The 20,312-nt window shown below is 35.8% G+C and carries 18 protein-coding genes; 7 read left to right on the top strand and 11 right to left on the bottom strand.

Annotated features, from left to right (window positions below; translation table 11 throughout):
* Positions 1-20: 20 nt before the first annotated feature.
* On the bottom strand, positions 21-878 hold the full coding sequence (locus tag CN288_RS19650) for a mechanosensitive ion channel family protein (RefSeq protein ID WP_026592160.1): 858 nt from the start codon (positions 876-878) through the stop codon (positions 21-23).
* 326 nt (positions 879-1,204) lie between these two features.
* Between CN288_RS19650 and yyaC the strand changes: the two genes are divergently transcribed.
* Positions 1,205-1,801, top strand: coding sequence for a spore protease YyaC (gene yyaC / locus CN288_RS19645; RefSeq protein WP_098302927.1), 597 nt, complete (start codon positions 1,205-1,207; stop codon positions 1,799-1,801).
* 20 nt (positions 1,802-1,821) lie between these two features.
* Here the strand turns inward: yyaC and CN288_RS19640 are convergent, their stop codons facing one another.
* From CN288_RS19640 to rpmH, 10 genes are all read right to left on the bottom strand, one after another.
* On the bottom strand, positions 1,822-2,673 hold the full coding sequence (locus CN288_RS19640) for a ParB/RepB/Spo0J family partition protein (RefSeq protein WP_026592162.1): 852 nt from the start codon (positions 2,671-2,673) through the stop codon (positions 1,822-1,824).
* Positions 2,666-3,427 (bottom strand): sporulation initiation inhibitor protein Soj, encoded by a 762-nt coding sequence (gene soj, locus CN288_RS19635; RefSeq protein ID WP_026592163.1) that lies wholly within the window; start codon positions 3,425-3,427, stop codon positions 2,666-2,668. The genes CN288_RS19640 and soj overlap by 8 nt, the downstream gene beginning before the upstream one ends.
* 189 nt (positions 3,428-3,616) lie before the next feature.
* Positions 3,617-4,489, bottom strand: coding sequence for a nucleoid occlusion protein (noc, locus tag CN288_RS19630; protein WP_026592164.1), 873 nt, complete (start codon positions 4,487-4,489; stop codon positions 3,617-3,619).
* Positions 4,490-4,594: 105 nt separating this feature from the next.
* Positions 4,595-5,314, bottom strand: a complete 720-nt coding sequence (rsmG, locus tag CN288_RS19625; RefSeq protein ID WP_026592165.1) for a 16S rRNA (guanine(527)-N(7))-methyltransferase RsmG — start codon at positions 5,312-5,314, stop codon at positions 4,595-4,597.
* 22 nt (positions 5,315-5,336) lie between these two features.
* Entirely contained in the window at positions 5,337-7,226 is a 1,890-nt protein-coding gene (gene mnmG, locus CN288_RS19620) for a tRNA uridine-5-carboxymethylaminomethyl(34) synthesis enzyme MnmG (protein WP_026592166.1), read from the bottom strand.
* A 46-nt stretch (positions 7,227-7,272) separates the two neighbouring features.
* Entirely contained in the window at positions 7,273-8,649 is a 1,377-nt protein-coding gene (mnmE, locus tag CN288_RS19615) for a tRNA uridine-5-carboxymethylaminomethyl(34) synthesis GTPase MnmE (RefSeq protein WP_026592167.1), read from the bottom strand.
* A 233-nt stretch (positions 8,650-8,882) separates the two neighbouring features.
* The gene (gene jag / locus CN288_RS19610; RefSeq protein WP_098302926.1) at positions 8,883-9,500 is read right to left on the bottom strand and encodes an RNA-binding cell elongation regulator Jag/EloR; all 618 of its coding nucleotides are present in this window, start codon (positions 9,498-9,500) and stop codon (positions 8,883-8,885) included.
* Positions 9,497-10,264 (bottom strand): YidC family membrane integrase SpoIIIJ, encoded by a 768-nt coding sequence (gene spoIIIJ / locus CN288_RS19605; protein WP_026592169.1) that lies wholly within the window; start codon positions 10,262-10,264, stop codon positions 9,497-9,499. The genes jag and spoIIIJ overlap by 4 nt, the downstream gene beginning before the upstream one ends.
* A gap of 58 nt (positions 10,265-10,322) precedes the next feature.
* The gene (gene rnpA / locus CN288_RS19600) at positions 10,323-10,670 is read right to left on the bottom strand and encodes a ribonuclease P protein component (RefSeq protein ID WP_090692836.1); all 348 of its coding nucleotides are present in this window, start codon (positions 10,668-10,670) and stop codon (positions 10,323-10,325) included.
* Between the two features lie 76 nt (positions 10,671-10,746).
* Positions 10,747-10,881 (bottom strand): 50S ribosomal protein L34, encoded by a 135-nt coding sequence (gene rpmH / locus CN288_RS19595; protein WP_000831901.1) that lies wholly within the window; start codon positions 10,879-10,881, stop codon positions 10,747-10,749.
* Between the two features lie 563 nt (positions 10,882-11,444).
* Between rpmH and dnaA the strand changes: the two genes are divergently transcribed.
* From dnaA to gyrA, 6 genes are all read left to right on the top strand, one after another.
* Positions 11,445-12,785 (top strand): chromosomal replication initiator protein DnaA, encoded by a 1,341-nt coding sequence (gene dnaA, locus CN288_RS19590; protein ID WP_026592171.1) that lies wholly within the window; start codon positions 11,445-11,447, stop codon positions 12,783-12,785.
* Between the two features lie 177 nt (positions 12,786-12,962).
* Positions 12,963-14,108 carry a DNA polymerase III subunit beta gene (dnaN, locus tag CN288_RS19585; RefSeq protein WP_026592172.1) on the top strand — a complete coding sequence of 382 codons (1,146 nt, stop codon included), beginning with the start codon at positions 12,963-12,965 and terminating at the stop codon, positions 14,106-14,108.
* Between the two features lie 127 nt (positions 14,109-14,235).
* Complete coding sequence (yaaA, locus tag CN288_RS19580; protein WP_026592173.1) at positions 14,236-14,448, top strand: S4 domain-containing protein YaaA; 213 nt, start codon at positions 14,236-14,238, stop codon at positions 14,446-14,448.
* Between the two features lie 12 nt (positions 14,449-14,460).
* Complete coding sequence (gene recF / locus CN288_RS19575; RefSeq protein WP_026592174.1) at positions 14,461-15,588, top strand: DNA replication/repair protein RecF; 1,128 nt, start codon at positions 14,461-14,463, stop codon at positions 15,586-15,588.
* Positions 15,589-15,626: 38 nt separating this feature from the next.
* A complete protein-coding gene (gyrB, locus tag CN288_RS19570) occupies positions 15,627-17,549 on the top strand; it encodes a DNA topoisomerase (ATP-hydrolyzing) subunit B (protein ID WP_035415036.1) in 1,923 nt (640 codons plus the stop codon).
* Between the two features lie 88 nt (positions 17,550-17,637).
* Positions 17,638-20,109, top strand: coding sequence for a DNA gyrase subunit A (gene gyrA / locus CN288_RS19565; protein ID WP_026592176.1), 2,472 nt, complete (start codon positions 17,638-17,640; stop codon positions 20,107-20,109).
* Positions 20,110-20,312 lie beyond the last annotated feature (203 nt).

Below are 20,312 nucleotides of genomic sequence, written 5' to 3'. Positions count from 1 at the left end.
CCTCTAAACTCCCCTCGTCATTAATTTGCTTTTTGATTAACCATCTCTTTACGATTATATAAAACCATATGTGGATATGGAATCTCAATGCCGTGTAAATCAAGACGATTTTTAATTTCTTTACGAAGCGCTCTAGCAGTAGGTGCATGCTGCATCGGTTCCACTTCAGCAATTACACGGAGCACAACGTCAGATGCACCAAGTGTTTGAATACCTAATAATTGAGGTGTTGCTACCATTTGCTCATATTTTTCTGGTAATTCTTCTAGTAACTCTTCAATTATCTGCTCTGCACGCACGATATCACTATCATAGGAAATCGATACATCAACAAATGCAACACTATTACTAATGGAAAAGTTTGTTACCTGTATAATGCTCCCATTAGGAAGAATATGGATTTCCCCTGTCCAACTTTTCATCTTCGTTGTACGTAATCCAATTTCTAAAACGACACCTTCAAATTGGCCGATACGAACATAATCACCAACTGAAAATTGATCTTCTAACAAAATAAATAATCCTGTAATAACATCTTTCACTAAACTTTGAGCACCAAAACCGATTGCTAAACCAATGACCCCAGCACCGGCCAATAAACCTGCTGCATTAATCCCAAATACCCCTAAAATCGCAATTAACATAATAAATATAACAACGTATGCTACAATATTTTCAAGTAATTTAGCTACAGTAACTGTACGACGCTCCGAAATTTGAATCGGTGAGCGGCTTCCCATATGAAATGCCTTTCGAACAATCGCTCTAGCAAGACGAACAACTATTGCACCAAGTACTAAAATAATAATTATTTTTAGTGCGCCCATTCCTATATGAGCCCAATTTATAGCATGAAACCATTTCTCTAATAAATCCATATACCTCTACCTCTCCAGCAAAAATTTCTGTTTCTATCCTCTTTATTGTATCAGAAGTTTTCCCTATTTCTGAAAAAAATTTATTATCTTATTTGTGCTTGTTTACTTCTATCCAGGTATAAAATGGTAGTGATATATATATACTAGTACTATTATTTCCGATTTTATAAACGGCTTACAAAAATAAAGAACTTATAATTTTCCATATTAATTTTTCTTGAATTCCTGAGAATTAACCTCCCAATTACTAAAGCTTTATAAAATAAATTCTAAAGCCAAAAACTTTTACAACGAATTATAAAATTTATCAAAAGGATGGATGCTTCATGAATATCGGAAGTTTTCGCTTACCTTTTTTTGAAAAAAAATCGCAAAATGTCATGCATCATGATTTAGAAGCTTGTACAATAATTAGTGATTTTCTTCTCTCACACATACCTACTCATGAAAATACACCCCTCAGCATAATCTGCATTGGAACAGATCGCTCAACCGGTGACGCACTTGGCCCATTAGTCGGATCTAAACTAGAACAAATGAACATTCAAAACTTCCACGTATTTGGCACACTTGACGAACCCATTCACGCCCTAAATCTCGAAGATAATATTCAGAATATACAAAACTCTGTACCGGATTCTTTTATTATTGCAATCGATGCTTGTCTTGGAAAATCCCAAAACATCGGTTCCATAACTGTTGGTGAAGGACCTAGTAAACCTGGTGCAGCGATGAATAAAAAGTTACCAGCAATCGGTGAGCTACACATACATGGTATCGTGAATTTAAACGGTTTTATGGAATTTTTTGTCTTACAGAATACGAGATTAAATCTAGTTATGAAAATGGCAGACGTTATTGCCCAGAGCATAAAGGAAACGGACCAAAAATTATCCGTATTGAAAAAAGCAAACCATCTATAAACAAAAAGATGGTTTGCTTTTCAGTTTTCCCTAGATAATAATTCTAAAATACGATTTAAATCTTCTTTATTGAAAAATTCTATTTCAATTTTCCCTTTTTCTTTCTTTGTTTCTTTAATTTTTACACCCGTTCCGAATTTTTCCCTTAATAGCGTTTCACGTTCTTCGAAAAATATATTTCGTTCGCGTTTCACTTTCTTTGTTTCACGTGAAACGCGCTGGTGCATCTGTTGAACAATTTGCTCTAGCTGTCTAACATTCAATCCTTCCTTTTCAATGCGCTTCAACAATGACTTTAGTTTTTCCTCGTCTTTTATTGTAAGTAATGTCCGTCCATGTGCCATCGATAGATTTCCATCGGCAATCATTTCTTGAACAAATGAAGGGAGTGTAAGCAACCGAACATAATTAGCGATATATGGTCTACTTTTTCCGAGACGTTTTGCTAATTGCTCCTGAGTCACATTCAACTCATCCATTAGCATTTGATATGCCACAGCCTCTTCCATTGGATTTAAATCTTCACGTTGTAAATTTTCTAACAAAGCAAATTCCATCATTTGCTGTTCATTTAATTCTCGAACAACAGCTGGAACTTTTTCAAGATGTGCCTCTTTTGCAGCTCGGTACCTTCGTTCACCAGCAACAATTTCGTATCCTTTAATACTTTTCCTTACGATCAAAGGTTGTAAAATGCCATGTTCTTTAATGGATGCTGCCAATTCTTGAATTGCTTCTTTTTGAAAGTTTTTACGCGGTTGATAGGGGTTGGGTCTTAATTCATTTAATGTAATTTCTTGAATTTTCTCTTCCTCTTTCACATCTAAATCTGGAAAGAACGCATTAATCCCTCTTCCTAATCCTTTAACCACCAGCAATCACTTCCTCTGCTAAATCTATATACACTTCTGCACCCCTCGATTTAGCATCATACTGCATAATTGGTTTCCCATGACTTGGCGCTTCACTCAAACGAACATTACGTGGAATAATAGAACGATATACTTTATCTCGGAAATATTTCTTCACTTCATCTATAACCTGAATTCCTAAGTTTGTACGTGCATCTAACATCGTTAATAGTACACCTTGAATTGCTAAATTTTTATTTAAATGCTTTTGTACAAGACGAACTGTATTCAGTAATTGACTCAATCCTTCCAATGCATAGTATTCACATTGAACTGGAATAATAACGGAATCTGCTGCTGTTAATGCATTAATTGTTAATAAGCCCAAAGATGGGGGGCAATCAATGATAATATAATCATATTCATTACGAATTGGCTGCAAAGCCCTTTGTAAACGAACTTCCCGGGAAATGGTTGGTACCAGTTCAATTTCAGCACCTGCCAATTGAATTGTAGCAGGTAGAACATCTAAGTTTTCAGTTGCGGTTTTTTGTATAACCTCTTGAACTTCTGCATCTTCTACAAGAACATTATAAATGCATTGATCTAACTCCGATTTTTCAATTCCTACACCTGTCGTTGCGTTTCCCTGAGCATCAATGTCAATGAGTAATACTTTTTTTCCTACCTGTGCTAATCCAGCACCTAAGTTAACAGACGTTGTTGTTTTTCCTACGCCGCCTTTTTGGTTAGCAATTGCAATGATTTTTCCCATGATGTCACCTACTTTCAACCTTTCTGTCTTATTCTAAAAATAATTATGTTTATTGTAACATGAAATAAAAACTTTTCTTTTGCATCCTTATTAAACTTCAAAATTTATTCTAAAACTCCTTCTTCATTTAAGAAGAAAAATATAGGAAAAGAGACCCCCCAAAAAAGTGAGATCTCTATTACATATGAATTATTTCTTTTTAGGAATCTTAATTGTAATTTGATAGTACTCATCAAATTCTTCTTCTTCAGAATTCACATTAAGTCCACTGTTTGCAACCATTTGTAATGATTGTCTAATTGTATTCATCGCAATTCGCATATCACGACTTACCGCTTTCTGTTTTGCCTTACGCTTTGGTTTTACTTCTTCCAGTAGTTTAGCAATACGTTCCTCAGTTTGTTTTACATTCAACTGTTTTTCTATAATCTCTTGTAAAACTTTCAACTGTAATTCTTTATTTTTTAAAGGAATGAGAGCACGGGCATGTCGTTCTGTAATACTTTTTTCTAGCAATGCTTGTTTAATTTCTTCAGGCAACTTTAATAATCGCAACTTATTTGCGATTGTTGATTGTCCTTTTCCGAGCCTTTGTGCTAATGCTTCTTGTGTTAAATTATGTAACTCAATTAACTTTTGGTAAGCGATAGCCTCTTCAATTGCTGTTAGCTCTTCACGTTGCAAGTTCTCAATTAGAGCAACAGAAGCTGTTTCAGTATCATTTAAGTTTTTTATAATTGCCGGAACCTTTTCCCAGCCTAATTTCGTTGCAGCACGAAAACGTCTTTCCCCGGCAATAATTTCATACTTACCTTCTTCATATTGCCTTACAACAATTGGTTGGATAAGTCCATGTGTACGAATGGTCAAAGCAAGTTCATCAATACGTGCATCATCAAAAACTGTGCGAGGTTGATAACGATTTGGGACGATATTTGCTATCAGAATTTCTTGTATTTCTTCATGTATCTTTTTATTTATTTCTTCATGGCTTTCTTCCTGTAATTCGAATTCGCTCTCTTTATCTCCAAAGCCAAATAAACGAGAAAACGTATTTTTCATACATATTCCACCACCTTTGGGCCTATTGAATGTCCTACACAGAAATGTTTCCTATGAAACATTTACGTTTTCATTTATATAATTTAATCTTACGTCTAATAAGATTTATTTTTCAATAGGTAATTTATTGGGTGTCCCTGGCTTACGAGGATATTTCTTTGGTGTTTTGCGCTTTTTCATAATTGATAAAATGTTACGTTCACTTTCTTCGAATGGTAATTGGAAAGTAGAGATCTCTTTTAGTTCACCACCAAGCACCTCTAAAGCATACTTACCGTTTTCAATTTCTTCATTGGCAGCCGCACCTTTCATTGCGATAAATGTCCCACCTACTTTTACAAGCGGCAAGCACAACTCACTCAGTACAGAAAGACGCGCTACAGCACGGGCCATTACGATATCAAATGATTCACGAACACCCTCTTTTTTCCCGAATGTTTCGGCACGATCGTGGCAGAACGCCACATCACTTAACTCTAATTTTTGAGCTAAATGATTTAAAAAATTGATACGTTTTTGCAATGAATCTACAATTGTTATTTTTAAATGCGGGAAACAAATCTTCAATGGAATACTTGGAAATCCAGCACCTGCACCGACATCACAAATGGAAAATGATTTTGAAAAATCAAAATAAAAAGCAGCTGTAATCGAGTCAAAAAAGTGTTTTAAATACACTTCCTCTTTCTCTGTAATAGCTGTTAAATTCATTTTCTCATTCCATTCCACTAATGTTTCAAAGTAGATTTCAAATTGCTCTAATTGCCTAGGAGAAAGAGTAATCCCTCTTTCTCCTAGCATAGATTGAAATTTTTCTATGTTCATCTTGCCATATCTCCTTACTTATTTATTGGTTCGATACTCGCGCAATTTTTCCTTGTTCAATATACACAAGTAAAATGGAAATATCAGCTGGATTTACTCCGGAAATACGGGATGCTTGCCCCATAGACAGAGGACGAACATCTTTTAATTTTTGTCTCGCTTCAGAAGCGATTCCAGAAATCGCATCGTAATCAATGTCGACAGGAATCTTCTTGCTCTCCATTTTCTTCATACGTTCTACTTGTTGTAAGGATTTTTCAATATATCCCTCATACTTAATTTGAATTTCTACCTGTTCAGCGATTTCATCGTGTATTTCCACTTCACTTGGTGCAAGAATACGAATATGTTCATACGTCATTTCCGGACGACGTAGTAAATCACTTGCACGTATTCCATCTTTTAATTCGCTTCCTCCAACACTGCGAATTAATTCCTGCACTTCAGGACGCGGTTTAATAATAATGCTTTCTAAACGTGACTTTTCTTGATCAATCTGTCCTTTTTTCGCGCTAAAACGCTCATAGCGCTCTTCTGGAATTAAGCCAATTTCATGACCAATCTCCGTTAAACGTAGATCTGCATTATCATGACGCAATAATAAACGATATTCAGCTCGGGATGTTAAAAGACGATACGGTTCATTTGTCCCTTTCGTCACAAGATCATCAATTAAAACACCAATATAAGCATCAGAACGACCTAAAATAACCTCTTTTTTCCCTAAAGAACGACATGCAGCGTTAATTCCGGCCATAATTCCTTGTCCTGCTGCTTCTTCATAGCCAGACGTACCGTTAATTTGCCCCGCTGTATATAAATTTTTAATCTTTTTCGTCTCAAGTGTCGGCCACAACTGTGTCGGTACAATTGCATCATATTCAATGGCATAACCTGTACGCATCATTTCAACATTCTCTAAACCAGGAATTGTTTTAAGCATTTCACGTTGTACGTCCTCTGGTAAGCTTGTTGACAAACCTTGTACATATACTTCCTGTGTATTACGTCCTTCTGGTTCTAAGAAAATTTGGTGACGTGGTTTATCATTGAAACGTACCACTTTATCTTCAATTGAAGGACAGTAACGAGGACCCGTTCCTTTAATCATACCAGAATACATAGCTGAACGATGTAAATTTCGGTCGATTAAACGATGTGTCTCTTCACTCGTATATGTTAACCAGCATGGAATTTGATCCATAATAAATTTTGTTGTTTCAAAAGAGAAAGCGCGAGGTTTATCATCACCTGGTTGAATTTCTGTTTTGCTATAATCAATCGTATTACTATTTACACGAGGAGGCGTACCTGTTTTAAATCGCACAAGTTCGAGACCAAGCTCCTCTAAATGCTCAGATAATGTGATGGACGGTTGTTGATTATTTGGACCACTTGAATATTTTAAATCACCCATGATAATCTCACCGCGTAAAAATGTACCCGTTGTAATTACAACTGTTTTCGCTGTGTATTCAGCACCTGATTGTGTAATTACACCTTTACATACATCATCCTCAACAATTAGACGTTCCACCATTCCTTGACATAATGTTAAATTTGGTGTTTCCTCAATCGTTTTCTTTAATTCGTGTTGATATGAAAATTTATCTGCTTGTGCACGAAGAGCGCGTACAGCCGGGCCTTTTCCTGTATTCAACATACGCATTTGGATGTGTGTTTTATCAATATTACGTCCCATCTCGCCGCCTAAAGCATCAATTTCACGGACAACAATCCCTTTTGCTGGTCCACCAACAGAAGGGTTACAAGGCATAAAAGCTACCATGTCTAAATTAATTGTTAACATTAATGTTTTTGAGCCCATACGTGCTGCTGCAAGACCAGCTTCGCATCCTGCATGACCTGCACCGATTACTATGACATCGTAAGAACCGGCATTGTATCCCATTGTTTATTCCTCCTAAGATTATCTATCCTTCTAAAACACTTATATGTTATTTTCCTAAACAAAATTGAGAGAACAATTGGTCGATTAAGCTTTCATGAACTGTATCTCCAGTAATTTCACCAAGTATTTCCCATGTTCTTGTTAGATCAATTTGAACCATATCAATTGGAACACCATTTTCTATTGCCTCAATAGCATCCCCAATTGTTTTTTCTGCTTGTGTCAATAAACCAATATGTCTTGCATTAGAAACATACGTCATATCTGCTGACTCAATTGTTCCTTCAAAGAATAGGTCTGCTATAGCTTGTTCTAGCTCATCTATACCTTTTTCCTCAATTAGCGACGTTGTAATCATGCGATTTGTACCTGCTAATTCTATAACACGTTCCATATCAATTTGCTTTGGTAAGTCTGTTTTATTTACAATAACAATAAAATCTTTCCCTTGCACAGCACGGAATAATTCTTCATCTTCAGTCGTTAATGCTTCACTATAATTTACTACAATTAGGACTAAATCAGCCTGCCCCATCATTTCTTTTGAACGTTCTACACCAATTCGTTCAACAATATCTTCTGTTTCACGAATTCCCGCTGTATCTATGAGTTTAAGTGGAACCCCACGTACATTGACATACTCTTCAATGACATCACGAGTTGTTCCTGCAATATCAGTTACAATCGCCTTTTTCTCTTGAACAAGACTGTTTAATAATGAAGACTTTCCAACGTTCGGTCTCCCAATAATCGCCGTTGCAATTCCTTCTCGCAAAATTTTCCCTTGCTTAGACGTTTCCAATATTTTTTTAATTTCACCGCGAACATGTGTAGCTTTTTCAATTAAAATATTGTGCGTCATTTCTTCTACATCATCGTATTCGGGATAATCTATATTCACTTCTACATGAGCCAATGTTTCTAAAATTTCTTGACGAAGGCGTCCAATTAATTTGGATAATCGCCCTTCCATTTGATTAATTGCTACATTCATCGCTCGATCTGTCTTCGCACGAATCAAATCCATTACAGCTTCCGCTTGCGATAAGTCAATACGTCCATTTAAAAATGCACGCTTTGTAAATTCACCTGGCTCTGCCAAACGTACTCCTTGAGCCAAAATAAGTTGTAATACTTTATTTACGGAAACAAGGCCACCGTGACAATTGATTTCTACAATATTTTCACGCGTAAATGTCTTTGGCGCTCGCATAATTGATACCATTACTTCTTCGATTACCTGATTTTTATCTAAGTCTACAATATGACCGTAATGAATTGTATGAGAAGAAACCTTCGTTAAATCTTTCCCTTTAAAAATGCGATTGACCTTTTCAATCGCATCTTCTCCACTTACTCGAACAATGGCAATTGCCCCTTCCCCAAGTGCCGTGGAAATTGCAGCAATTGTATCAAAATCCATGTCCTTTCACCTCGCTTGCTTATTTCTCTCTATTTCAACATTATTTTTTCCTTCACTAAACTATTAGGATACCATAACGAACCTATCTACAAAAGAATAATAACTCATTTTATTATGTCCTCATGTAAAAAACACTAAACTTATTCACAGTGGATAAGTTTAGTGTTTTTAGTTATCCACAATTTATTTTTTCATACACTCACAAAAAAACCGGTACTCAAATGAGCAACCGGTTATTTGGAAGATATTACTACATGCCGATGTGGTTCTTTACCTTCAGAAGTTGTAATTACATTCGGATGATTGGATAATGCTTGATGAATAATTTTTCTCTCAAAAGAGGGCATTGGTTCTAATACAACATTTTTTTTGGTTACCATTACCTGTTTTGCTAATCGATAAGAAAGCGATTCTAACGTATCTTTTCTCTTACTACGATAGTTTTCAGCATCAATTGTAATACCGATATATTGCTTCGTATTACGATTTGCAACAAGTTTTGTTAAATATTGTAAAGAATTTAACGTATGGCCTCTTTTTCCGATTAATATCCCTACATCTTTCCCAGAAAGTGTAAATTCAATTTCTCGACCTTTTACATTTTTCGTAATCATCACTTCCACACCCATTTCCCGAACAACACTTTTTAAGTACTGCTCAGCTTCTTGGATAGGATCTTTCTTCACTACAACTTCCACGATAGCTGGACGATTCCCTATAAGGCCGAGGAACCCTCTCTTGCCTTCATCAACAACGTTCACATCTACTTGATCTCTTGAAACTTTTAATTGTCTTAAAGCATCTTGTACTGCCAGCTCGACTGTTTGTCCTTTAGCAGTAATTATACTCACTTGCTTGATCCTCCTGCCTTACTAGCCTTAATATCAGGCCCTTTGATCATATACATTTGAGCAATACCAAAGATGTTACCAACTACCCAGTATAGTGATAATGCTGCTGGGAAGTTAATTGCGAAGACTAAAATCATGATCGGCATAAGCCAAACCATCATTGCCATTTGTGGGTTTTGTCCAGCAGTACCCGCCATGGCAACCTTTTGCTGAATAAATGTTGTGATTGCCGCAACAACCGGAAGGATATAGTACGGATCTGCCTGACCTAAATCAAACCATAAGAATGTATGTTTACTAATCTCTGCCGTTCTCATAATCGCATGGTAAAATGCGAATAAAATCGGCATTTGAACAAAGATTGGTAAACAACCTGCTAATGGGTTTACACCATTCTTTTGATATAGCTGCATCATTTCTTGTTGCAGTTTTTGTTGTGTTGCTTGGTCCTTAGAGCTATATTTCTCTTTTAATTTCACCATTTCTGGTTGCAGCGCTTGCATTGCTTTCGTACTCTTCGTTTGTTTAATCATTAATGGTAATAACGCAAAACGAATAATAAGAGTTGTAACAACAATCGCTAAACCATAATTATTACCAAATAATTTTGCAAAATACGTGATTAACTGAGAAAGCGGGTATACGAAATATTCATTCCAAATCCCTGTGCTTTTCGATGTAATCGGCAGATTTGTTTCACTACAGCCTGCAGTAACTGCCATTAATGCAATAACCATGGCTAGTAAGCCTATCTTCTTTTTCACAGCCTACTCCTCCTTGTTTCGGTATGTATATAGTGTAATTCATTTTCCTTTTCCTACGCTACTTGTTTGTTATTTTCATACCAGAGCGCTTAAAGGCATGAATTAAGCTTTTCTTCAATTGTTCATATGTCATATCTGCACAAGGCTTCCTTGCTATTATAACAAAATCTTTTCCAGAATCTATCTCATCTTTTAATTCTGTAATCGATTGGCGAATCATACGCTTAATTCGATTACGCACTACTGCATTGCCCAACTTCTTGCTAACGGAAAGACCAATTCGAAAGTATGGTTGCTCCACTTTTTCAAGCTGATATACCACAAACTGACGATTTGCATTTGATTTCCCATTTTGAAAAACATCCTGAAATTCATCATTTTTCTTTACACGATTCTTTTTCTTCATATCAATTGACACTCCTGTATTTCATCAGCGGAAATTCATTATTACTAGAAAAAAAGACCACTGAACGATCAGTGGTCTACGCAGATAATACTTTTCTTCCTTTACGACGACGAGCTGCTAGCACTTTACGTCCGTTCGCTGTGCTCATACGGCTGCGGAAACCATGTACTTTGCTGCGCTTACGTTTATTTGGTTGGTAAGTTCTTTTCATTATATGACACCTCCCTGAGGAATATCTGTTAAAGACAGTCTTATAAATTATAGTTAATCAACTAGGAAAATGTCAATGGTTCTCCAAATTTTCATCAAATATTCATATTGAACCTATTCACAAATTTTTTCACAGCTGTTTTATTTCGTTGTGGATAATGTATTTTTTATTTTTTTATATCCACAAATTATTTTCCCGCTTTTACACAGTATATCGTATTGTGGACAAGTTTATTCCACAAGGTATTGATTTTGTGGATAACTTTTTGAATTTCATTGCTATAGCTATCTTTTTTTGATATTATAGTTGTGTTTTCACCTTGAACAAGTTTTCCACAGTTTTAATTTATCCACAATTTGTGCATAACATGTGGACAGTTTTAATCACATGTGGGTAAACACTTGTCCACATTTGTGTTTTTTGTCGAAAACTCTATCTCGTATACAAACGACGTTTTTGGGTTTTAAAATACGTTTCGTATAAATATACATTTACGTTTTGGAAGGTTGTACAATCATTGCGCAACCTTATTCTTTTACCATCTTTGTAAAGGAGGGACACCTTTGGAAAATATCTCTGATTTATGGAATAGTGCCTTGAAAGAACTAGAAAAAAAGGTGAGTAAACCAAGTTATGAAACGTGGTTGAAATCCACTAAAGCACATGCTTTGAAAAAAAATATATTAACGATTACAGCTCCAAATGAATTTGCTCGTGACTGGCTAGAATCTCATTATTCAGAACTGATTTCAGAAACACTTTATGATTTAACAGGAGCAAAACTAGAAATTCGCTTTATTATTCCCCAAAGTCAAACTGAAGAGGAGATTGACTATCCTCCTGCTAAAAAGAAGAGAATAAATGATGAATCTAGTCACTTACCACAGAGCATGTTAAATCCAAAATATACGTTTGATACATTTGTTATTGGCTCTGGGAACCGTTTTGCTCATGCAGCTTCATTAGCAGTTGCTGAAGCACCAGCCAAAGCATATAACCCGCTATTTATTTATGGGGGCGTTGGGCTTGGAAAAACACACTTAATGCACGCAATTGGCCATTATGTCATTGAGCATAATCCAAATGCCAAAGTGGTTTATTTGTCATCGGAAAAATTTACAAACGAATTTATTAACTCAATTCGAGATAATAAAGCGGTCGACTTCCGTAATAAATATCGTAATGTTGATGTCCTGCTTATAGATGATATTCAATTCCTTGCTGGAAAAGAACAAACACAAGAAGAGTTCTTCCATACATTTAATGCATTGCATGAAGAAAGTAAGCAAATCGTAATCTCAAGTGATCGACCGCCAAAAGAGATTCCAACATTAGAAGATCGCCTTCGTTCCCGTTTTGAATGGGGGCTTATTACAGATATTACGCCGCCAGATTTAGAGACGAGAATTGCAATTTTACGAAAGAAAGCGAAAGCGGAAGGCCTCGATATCCCAAACGAAGTCATGCTCTATATTGCAAATCAAATTGACTCGAACATCCGTGAATTAGAGGGTGCACTTATTCGAGTTGTTGCTTATTCATCTCTAATTAATAAAGATATAAATGCAGATTTAGCTGCTGAAGCACTTAAAGATATTATTCCAAACTCTAAACCAAAGATTATTTCTATCTATGATATTCAAAAGGCAGTTGGAGATGTTTTTCAGGTTAAATTAGAGGACTTTAAAGCAAAAAAACGTACAAAATCAGTCGCATTTCCGCGCCAAATTGCAATGTATCTATCACGTGAGTTAACAGATTCATCTTTACCTAAAATTGGGGAAGAATTTGGTGGACGTGATCATACAACCGTTATCCATGCGCACGAAAAAATTTCAAAGCTATTAAAGACTGATACGCAACTGCAAAAACAAGTTGAAGAAATCAATGATATTTTAAGGTAGTAGCTGAATAGTGTGAATAACTTTATTTGTTTTACACACAGTCTATCCACATGTAGATAGACTGTTTTTCCGTCTCTAAATACAGTTATCCACATATCCACAAGCCCTATTACTATTACTACTATTTTTTATCTTTATTAAATAAATAAAATCTTATATTTCCCGGAGGTTTTTATTATGCGTTTTACAATTCAAAAAGACTATCTTGTAAGAAGTGTACAAGATGTAATGAAAGCAGTTTCCTCTCGTACAACAATTCCCATTCTTACAGGAATTAAAGTTGTTGCAACTGAAGAAGGTGTTACGTTAACAGGAAGCGATGCTGATATTTCAATTGAATCTTTTATACCAGTTGAAGAAGATGGAAAAGAAATTGTTGAAATTGAACAATCAGGAAGTATTGTTTTACAAGCAAAATATTTTAGCGAGATCGTAAAAAAATTACCAAAAGATACAGTAGAAATTTCTGTAGAAAATCATTTTATGACAAAAATAAAATCTGGAAAATCAGAGTTTAATTTAAATGGCTTAGATTCTGCAGAATATCCATTATTACCACAAATCGAGGAGCACCATGTATTTAAGCTTCCAACAGATTTACTCAAACATATGATTCGTCAAACTGTATTTGCTGTTTCAACTTCAGAAACGCGTCCAATCTTGACAGGTGTAAACTGGAAGGTATATAACAGCGAGTTGACTTGTATTGCAACAGATAGTCACAGACTAGCACTTCGTAAAGCAAAGATTGAAGGTCATACAATTTCTGAGGAATTTCAAGCGAATGTTGTTATTCCTGGAAAAAGTTTGAATGAATTAAGTAAAATTTTAGATGAGTCTGAGGAAATGGTAGATATCGTCATTACAGAGTATCAAGTATTATTCCGAACGAAACATTTATTATTCTTCTCAAGATTATTAGAAGGAAATTACCCAGATACAACTCGATTAATTCCAGCAGAAAGTAAAACAGACATATTTGTGAATACAAAAGAGTTTTTACAAGCAATTGATCGTGCTTCTTTGCTAGCAAGAGATGGTCGCAATAATGTTGTAAAATTATCAACGTTAGAAGAGCAAATGCTAGAAATTTCTTCAAATTCACCGGAAATCGGGAAAGTAGTAGAAGAAGTTCAATGTGAAAACGTAGAAGGGGAAGAATTAAAAATTTCCTTTAGTGCAAAATATATGATGGACGCATTAAAAGCGTTAGATAGTACAGAAATTAAAATTAGTTTTACTGGAGCAATGAGACCGTTCTTAATTCGTACAGTAAATGATGATTCCATCATCCAATTAATTTTACCGGTTCGTACTTACTAAGTGAGAGTGAGGGTTGCTAGTTAAAATATGCTAGTAGCCCTTATTTGATTTTCGGGGTATTACTTTCCTAATGCTGGTTTATTTAGTACAATGAAAGAATGAACACTTTCAGAAAGTGAGAGATTTTATGAAACGTATTAAGATTTCAACAGAGTATATTACACTAGGGCAATTTTTAAAGTTAGCTGATGTAATCGATACAGGTGGCGCTGTTAAATGGTTCTTACAGGAGTATGAAGTATACGTCAATCAAGAGCCTGAGAATAGAAGAGGCAGAAAGTTATATGCAAATGATATTATTGAAATTCCGGGAAACGGAACATTTCAAGTTCAATCATAAAGGGGGAGCCCTTTGTATATTACAGAATTACAATTAAAAAATTATCGCAATTATGAATATCTAGATCTTTCCTTTGAGGATAAAGTGAATGTAATTATTGGTGAAAACGCCCAGGGGAAAACGAATTTGATGGAAGCTATTTATGTATTAGCGATGGCCAAATCTCATCGAACTTCGAACGATCGTGAACTTATCCGATGGGATGAGGATTATGGTAAAATAAAAGGTAGATTACAAAAACGAAATAGTTCTTTGTCTTTAGAATTAAATATTTCTAAAAAAGGCAAAAAGGCAAAATTAAACCAACTAGAACAACAAAAGTTGAGCCAATACATTGGTGAAATGAATGTTGTTATGTTTGCCCCAGAAGATTTAAATCTTGTAAAAGGAAGCCCTCAAGTACGAAGACGCTTTTTAGATATGGAGCTTGGACAAATAGCACCTGTCTATTTGTATGAATTAAGTCAATATCAAAAAGTGCTCACGCAGCGAAATCACTTGCTAAAAAAAATGCAAGGGAATAGTAAAAATGAGGAAACGATGTTGGATGTATTTACACTTCAACTCATTGAACATGGTACGAAAATCTTACAAAAACGTTTTGAGTTTTTGAAATTACTACAAGAATGGGCTGCTCCAATCCATCGTGGTATTAGTAGAGGATTAGAGGAGTTAGAAATAGTCTATAAACCGAGCGTAGATGTATCAGAATCAATGGATTTGTCGAAAATAAAAGAAGTATACTATGAAAGTTTTCAGTCTGTGAAACAACGTGAAATTTTCCGTGGTACAACTTTAATTGGTCCTCATCGTGATGATTTACAATTCTTCGTTAATAGTAAAAATGTTCAAGTCTTTGGTTCACAAGGACAACAACGAACAACCGCACTTTCCCTAAAGTTAGCTGAAATTGAATTGATTTATTCAGAGGTGAAAGAATACCCAATCCTCTTATTAGATGATGTATTATCAGAGTTAGATGATTATCGTCAATCGCATCTCTTAAATACAATTCAAGGAAAAGTGCAAACATTTGTGACAACGACGAGTGTCGACGGAATTGAACACGAAACATTAAAGCAAGCGAAAACAATTCATGTAAAAAGCGGCACGGTAGATTGTGAAATAGACAGAGCATAATTTCTGTTTAAATGGAAAAGTAGGTGATCTTTGTGTCAATGGAACAAAAGCAAATGCAGGAAAATTCATATGATGAAAGTCAAATACAGGTGCTTGAAGGACTAGAAGCAGTTCGAAAACGTCCTGGTATGTATATTGGATCTACAAGCGGAAAAGGTCTTCATCATCTTGTATGGGAAATTGTTGATAATAGTATTGATGAAGCATTAGCAGGATATTGTGATGAGATTAACGTTAGTATTGAAGAAGATAATAGCATTCGTGTAACGGATAATGGTCGTGGTATTCCAGTTGGTATACAGGAAAAAATGGGACGTCCTGCTGTAGAGGTTATTATGACTGTACTTCACGCTGGCGGTAAATTTGGCGGTGGCGGTTATAAGGTTTCGGGTGGTCTCCATGGCGTAGGGGCATCTGTTGTAAATGCTCTATCAACAGAGTTAGAGGTATTTGTACACCGTGAAGGTAAGATTCATTACCAAAAGTATGAACGAGGTGTTCCGGTTGCGGATTTAAAAGTAATTGGTGAAACAGATCGTACAGGGACAATAACTCGCTTTAAGCCAGATTCAGAAATTTTTAAAGAAACGACAGAATATGATTTTGATACGTTAGCAACTCGTATGCGTGAGTTAGCATTTTTAAATCGTAATATTAAATTGACAATTGAAGATAGACGTGAAAATAAGCAAAAGAAAGAGTTCCATTATGAAGGTGGGATTAAATCTTATGTTGAGCATTTAAATCGCTCGAAGCAACCGATTCACGAAGAACCTGTATATGTAGAAGGTTCGAAAGATGGAATTCAAGTTGAAGTTTCTCTTCAATACAACGAAGGCTATACAAACAATATTTATTCATTTACGAATAATATTCATACGTATGAAGGTGGTACACATGAGGTTGGCTTTAAGACTGCTTTAACGCGTGTAATAAATGATTATGGACGAAAAAACAACATCCTAAAAGATGCTGATAGTAACCTCACAGGTGAAGATGTACGTGAAGGATTAACAGCAATTGTATCTATCAAGCATCCAAACCCACAGTTTGAGGGACAAACGAAAACAAAGCTTGGAAATAGTGAAGCGAGAACGATTACAGAATCAGTTTTCTCAGAAGCATTCGAAAAGTTTTTACTTGAGAACCCAAACGTTGCCCGTAAGGTTGTAGAAAAAGGAACAATGGCAGCACGTGCACGTGTAGCAGCGAAGAAGGCGCGTGAATTAACACGTCGAAAGAGTGCGTTAGAAGTATCAAGTTTACCAGGGAAGCTTGCGGATTGTTCTTCTAAAGATCCATCAATAAGTGAGATTTATATCGTAGAGGGTGACTCTGCAGGAGGATCGGCAAAACAAGGACGTGATCGCCATTTCCAAGCAATCTTACCACTGAAAGGTAAAATTATTAACGTTGAAAAGGCGCGATTAGATAAAATTTTATCTAATGATGAAGTACGTACGATCATTACGGCAATTGGTACAAACATCGGTGGAGATTTTGATATTGAAAAAGCTCGCTATCATAAAGTTATTATTATGACAGATGCTGATGTCGATGGTGCACATATTCGTACCCTATTATTAACGTTCTTCTATCGTTATATGCGTCAAATTATTGAGCATGGCTATATTTATATCGCACAACCACCATTGTTTAAAGTGCAACAAGGGAAAAAAATTCAATATGCCTATAATGATAAAGAGCTTGAAAAGATATTAGCAGAGTTACCAGCTCAGCCAAAACCAGGCATTCAACGTTACAAAGGTCTTGGAGAAATGAACCCGACTCAGCTATGGGAAACGACAATGGATCCAGAAGTACGTTCATTACTTCAAGTTTCTCTGCAAGATGCAATTGAAGCAGATGAAACGTTTGAAATTTTAATGGGTGATAAAGTTGAACCGCGTCGAAACTTTATCCAAGAAAATGCAAAATACGTGAAAAACCTTGATATTTAAGTAAGTAATGACAGGAATCTGAGCGTTCCTGTCTTCTACGTATAAATCAATGTATGTGTAACGGAAATGTAAGAGGAGGTGCTCGTTGATGTCAGACAATCAACAACAAGCACGAATTCGAGAAATTAATATTAGCCACGAAATGCGTACTTCATTTTTAGATTACGCGATGAGTGTTATCGTATCTCGTGCACTACCAGATGTTCGTGATGGATTAAAGCCTGTGCATCGCAGGGTTTTATACGCAATGAATGATTTAGGGATTACTGCTGATAAAGCATATAAGAAATCAGCACGTATCGTTGGTGAAGTAATCGGTAAGTATCATCCGCACGGTGATTCAGCTGTTTACGAAACAATGGTACGTATGGCACAAGATTTTAGCCAACGTTATATGCTGGTTGATGGACACGGTAACTTCGGTTCTGTTGATGGAGATTCGGCTGCAGCAATGCGTTATACAGAAGCAAGAATGTCTAAGATTTCTATGGAACTATTGCGTGATATTACAAAAAACACGATAGATTACCAAGATAACTATGACGGCTCTGAAAGAGAACCGATTGTACTACCTGCACGTTTCCCTAACTTATTAGTAAATGGTACAACGGGTATAGCGGTTGGTATGGCAACAAATATTCCGCCACATCAACTGGGGGAAGTAATTGATGGCGTACTAGCATTGAGCCATAACCCTGAAATAACTATTGCAGAATTAATGGAATTTATTCCGGGACCAGATTTTCCGACGGCGGGTCTAATCTTAGGAAGAAGTGGCATTCGAAGAGCATACGAAACAGGACGAGGTTCTATTATACTTCGTGCTAAAGTTGAAATTGAAGAAAAAACCAATGGAAAACAAGCAATTATTGTAACAGAGCTACCTTATCAAGTTAACAAAGCAAGATTGATCGAGAAGATTGCGGAATTAGTTCGAGATAAGAAAATTGAAGGTATTACAGATTTACGCGATGAATCAGATCGAAATGGTATGCGCATTGTCATGGAAGTACGCCGTGATGCAAATGCAAACGTACTATTAAATAATTTATATAAACATACAGCGCTTCAAACTAGTTTCGGTATTAATATGCTGTCCCTAGTAAATGGAGAGCCACAAGTATTAAACTTAAAACAAACTTTATATTATTATTTAGAGCATCAAAAGGTAGTTATCCGTAGACGTACTGCTTATGAATTAGAGAAAGCAGAAGCGCGCGCTCATATTTTAGAGGGACTACGAATCGCATTGGATCACCTTGATGAAGTAATAACATTAATTCGTAGTTCAAAAACTGCTGATATTGCAAAACAAGGATTGATGGAACGTTTCGGTTTAAGTGAAAAACAAGCGCAAGCAATTTTAGATATGCGCTTGCAACGCTTAACAGGACTAGAACGCGAAAAAATTGAACAAGAATACCAAGACTTAATGAAGTTAATTGCTGAATTAAAAGCAATTTTAGCAGATGAAGAAAAGGTTCTTGAAATCATCCGTGAAGAATTAATGGAAGTAAAAGAACGTTTTAATGATAAAAGAAGAACAGAAATTACAATTGGTGGTATGGAAGCAATTGAAGATGAGGATTTAATCCCAGAGCAAAATATTGCTATCACACTTACTCATAATGGTTACATTAAACGATTACCCGCTTCTACGTATAAAACACAGAACCGCGGGGGACGTGGTGTACAAGGGATGGGTACGAATGATGATGACTTCGTTGAGCACTTATTGACAACGTCTACACATGATCATATTCTATTCTTCACAAACAAAGGTAAAGTATACCGTACAAAAGGATATGAAATTCCAGAGTATAGCCGTACGGCAAAAGGTATACCAATTATTAATCTGTTAGAAGTAGACAAAGGTGAGTGGGTCAATGCCATTATTCCAATTCGTGAATTTGGTGATGATCAATTCTTATTCTTTACAACAAAACAAGGTATTTCTAAGAGAACACCTCTTTCGTCGTTTGCAAATATACGTACGAATGGTTTAATTGCAATTTCTCTTCGTGAAGAGGATGAAGTAATCTCTGTACGATTAACATCTGGTGATAAGGACATTATCGTTGGAACAAGCAACGGTATGTTAATTCGTTTTAATGAGCAAGATGTGCGTTCTATGGGACGTAATGCTGCTGGTGTAAAAGCTATTACACTAGGCGATGAAGATCAAGTTGTAGGCATGGAAATTGTTGAAGAGGATATGAATGTTTTAATTGTAACAAAAAATGGTTATGGAAAACGCACACCAGTTGAGGAATATCGTCTGCAAAGCCGTGGTGGTAAAGGTCTAAAAACTTGTAATATTACAGAAAAGAACGGTAAATTAGTGGCAGTTAAATCTGTAACAGGTGAAGAAGATATTATGCTAATTACAGCTGCAGGTGTCATTATTCGTATGCCGGTTGATCAAATTTCTCAAATGGGACGTAATACACAAGGTGTTCGACTAATTCGTTTAGGTGATGAACATGAAGTTGCAACGGTAGCAAAAGCGCAAAAAGATGATGATAACGATGAGGGAAGCGAAGAAGCTTCTGAAGAATAAGAGGAGGATCTCCCCCCTCTTATTTTTTTTGGAATAGTACTTGCATAGAGAAGAGAAAGCCTATATAATAGGCAGAGTCAGCAAATGAGAGATACAAGTTATCAAAAAAACTTGTTGACGAAAATGATATATTATGTTATATTATGAAAGTCGCCGAAACGCGATATTGAACTTTGAAAACTAAACGAAACAAACAACGTGAA

Source organism: Bacillus sp. AFS023182 (assembly GCF_002560575.1).
Taxonomy (GTDB): Bacteria; Bacillota; Bacilli; order Bacillales; family Bacillaceae_G; genus Bacillus_A; species Bacillus_A arachidis.
This window is presented reverse-complemented; position numbering and strand designations above follow the sequence as displayed.

Excerpts from the sequence above, each read along its gene's own strand:
- rnpA (WP_090692836.1), bottom strand. The coding sequence starts at position 10,670 with ATGAAGAAAAAGAATCGTGTAAAGAAAAATGATGAATTTCAGGATGTT.
- CN288_RS19650 (WP_026592160.1), bottom strand. The coding sequence starts at position 878 with ATGGATTTATTAGAGAAATGGTTTCATGCTATAAATTGGGCTCATATA.
- mnmG (WP_026592166.1), bottom strand. The coding sequence starts at position 7,226 with ATGGGATACAATGCCGGTTCTTACGATGTCATAGTAATCGGTGCAGGT.
- rpmH (WP_000831901.1), bottom strand. The coding sequence starts at position 10,881 with ATGAAAAGAACTTACCAACCAAATAAACGTAAGCGCAGCAAAGTACAT.
- gyrA (WP_026592176.1), top strand. The coding sequence starts at position 17,638 with ATGTCAGACAATCAACAACAAGCACGAATTCGAGAAATTAATATTAGC.
- soj (WP_026592163.1), bottom strand. The coding sequence starts at position 3,427 with ATGGGAAAAATCATTGCAATTGCTAACCAAAAAGGCGGCGTAGGAAAA.
- mnmE (WP_026592167.1), bottom strand. The coding sequence starts at position 8,649 with ATGGATTTTGATACAATTGCTGCAATTTCCACGGCACTTGGGGAAGGG.
- yaaA (WP_026592173.1), top strand. The coding sequence starts at position 14,236 with ATGAAACGTATTAAGATTTCAACAGAGTATATTACACTAGGGCAATTT.
- rsmG (WP_026592165.1), bottom strand. The coding sequence starts at position 5,314 with ATGAACATAGAAAAATTTCAATCTATGCTAGGAGAAAGAGGGATTACT.
- yyaC (WP_098302927.1), top strand. The coding sequence starts at position 1,205 with ATGAATATCGGAAGTTTTCGCTTACCTTTTTTTGAAAAAAAATCGCAA.
- gyrB (WP_035415036.1), top strand. The coding sequence starts at position 15,627 with ATGGAACAAAAGCAAATGCAGGAAAATTCATATGATGAAAGTCAAATA.
- noc (WP_026592164.1), bottom strand. The coding sequence starts at position 4,489 with ATGAAAAATACGTTTTCTCGTTTATTTGGCTTTGGAGATAAAGAGAGC.
- dnaN (WP_026592172.1), top strand. The coding sequence starts at position 12,963 with ATGCGTTTTACAATTCAAAAAGACTATCTTGTAAGAAGTGTACAAGAT.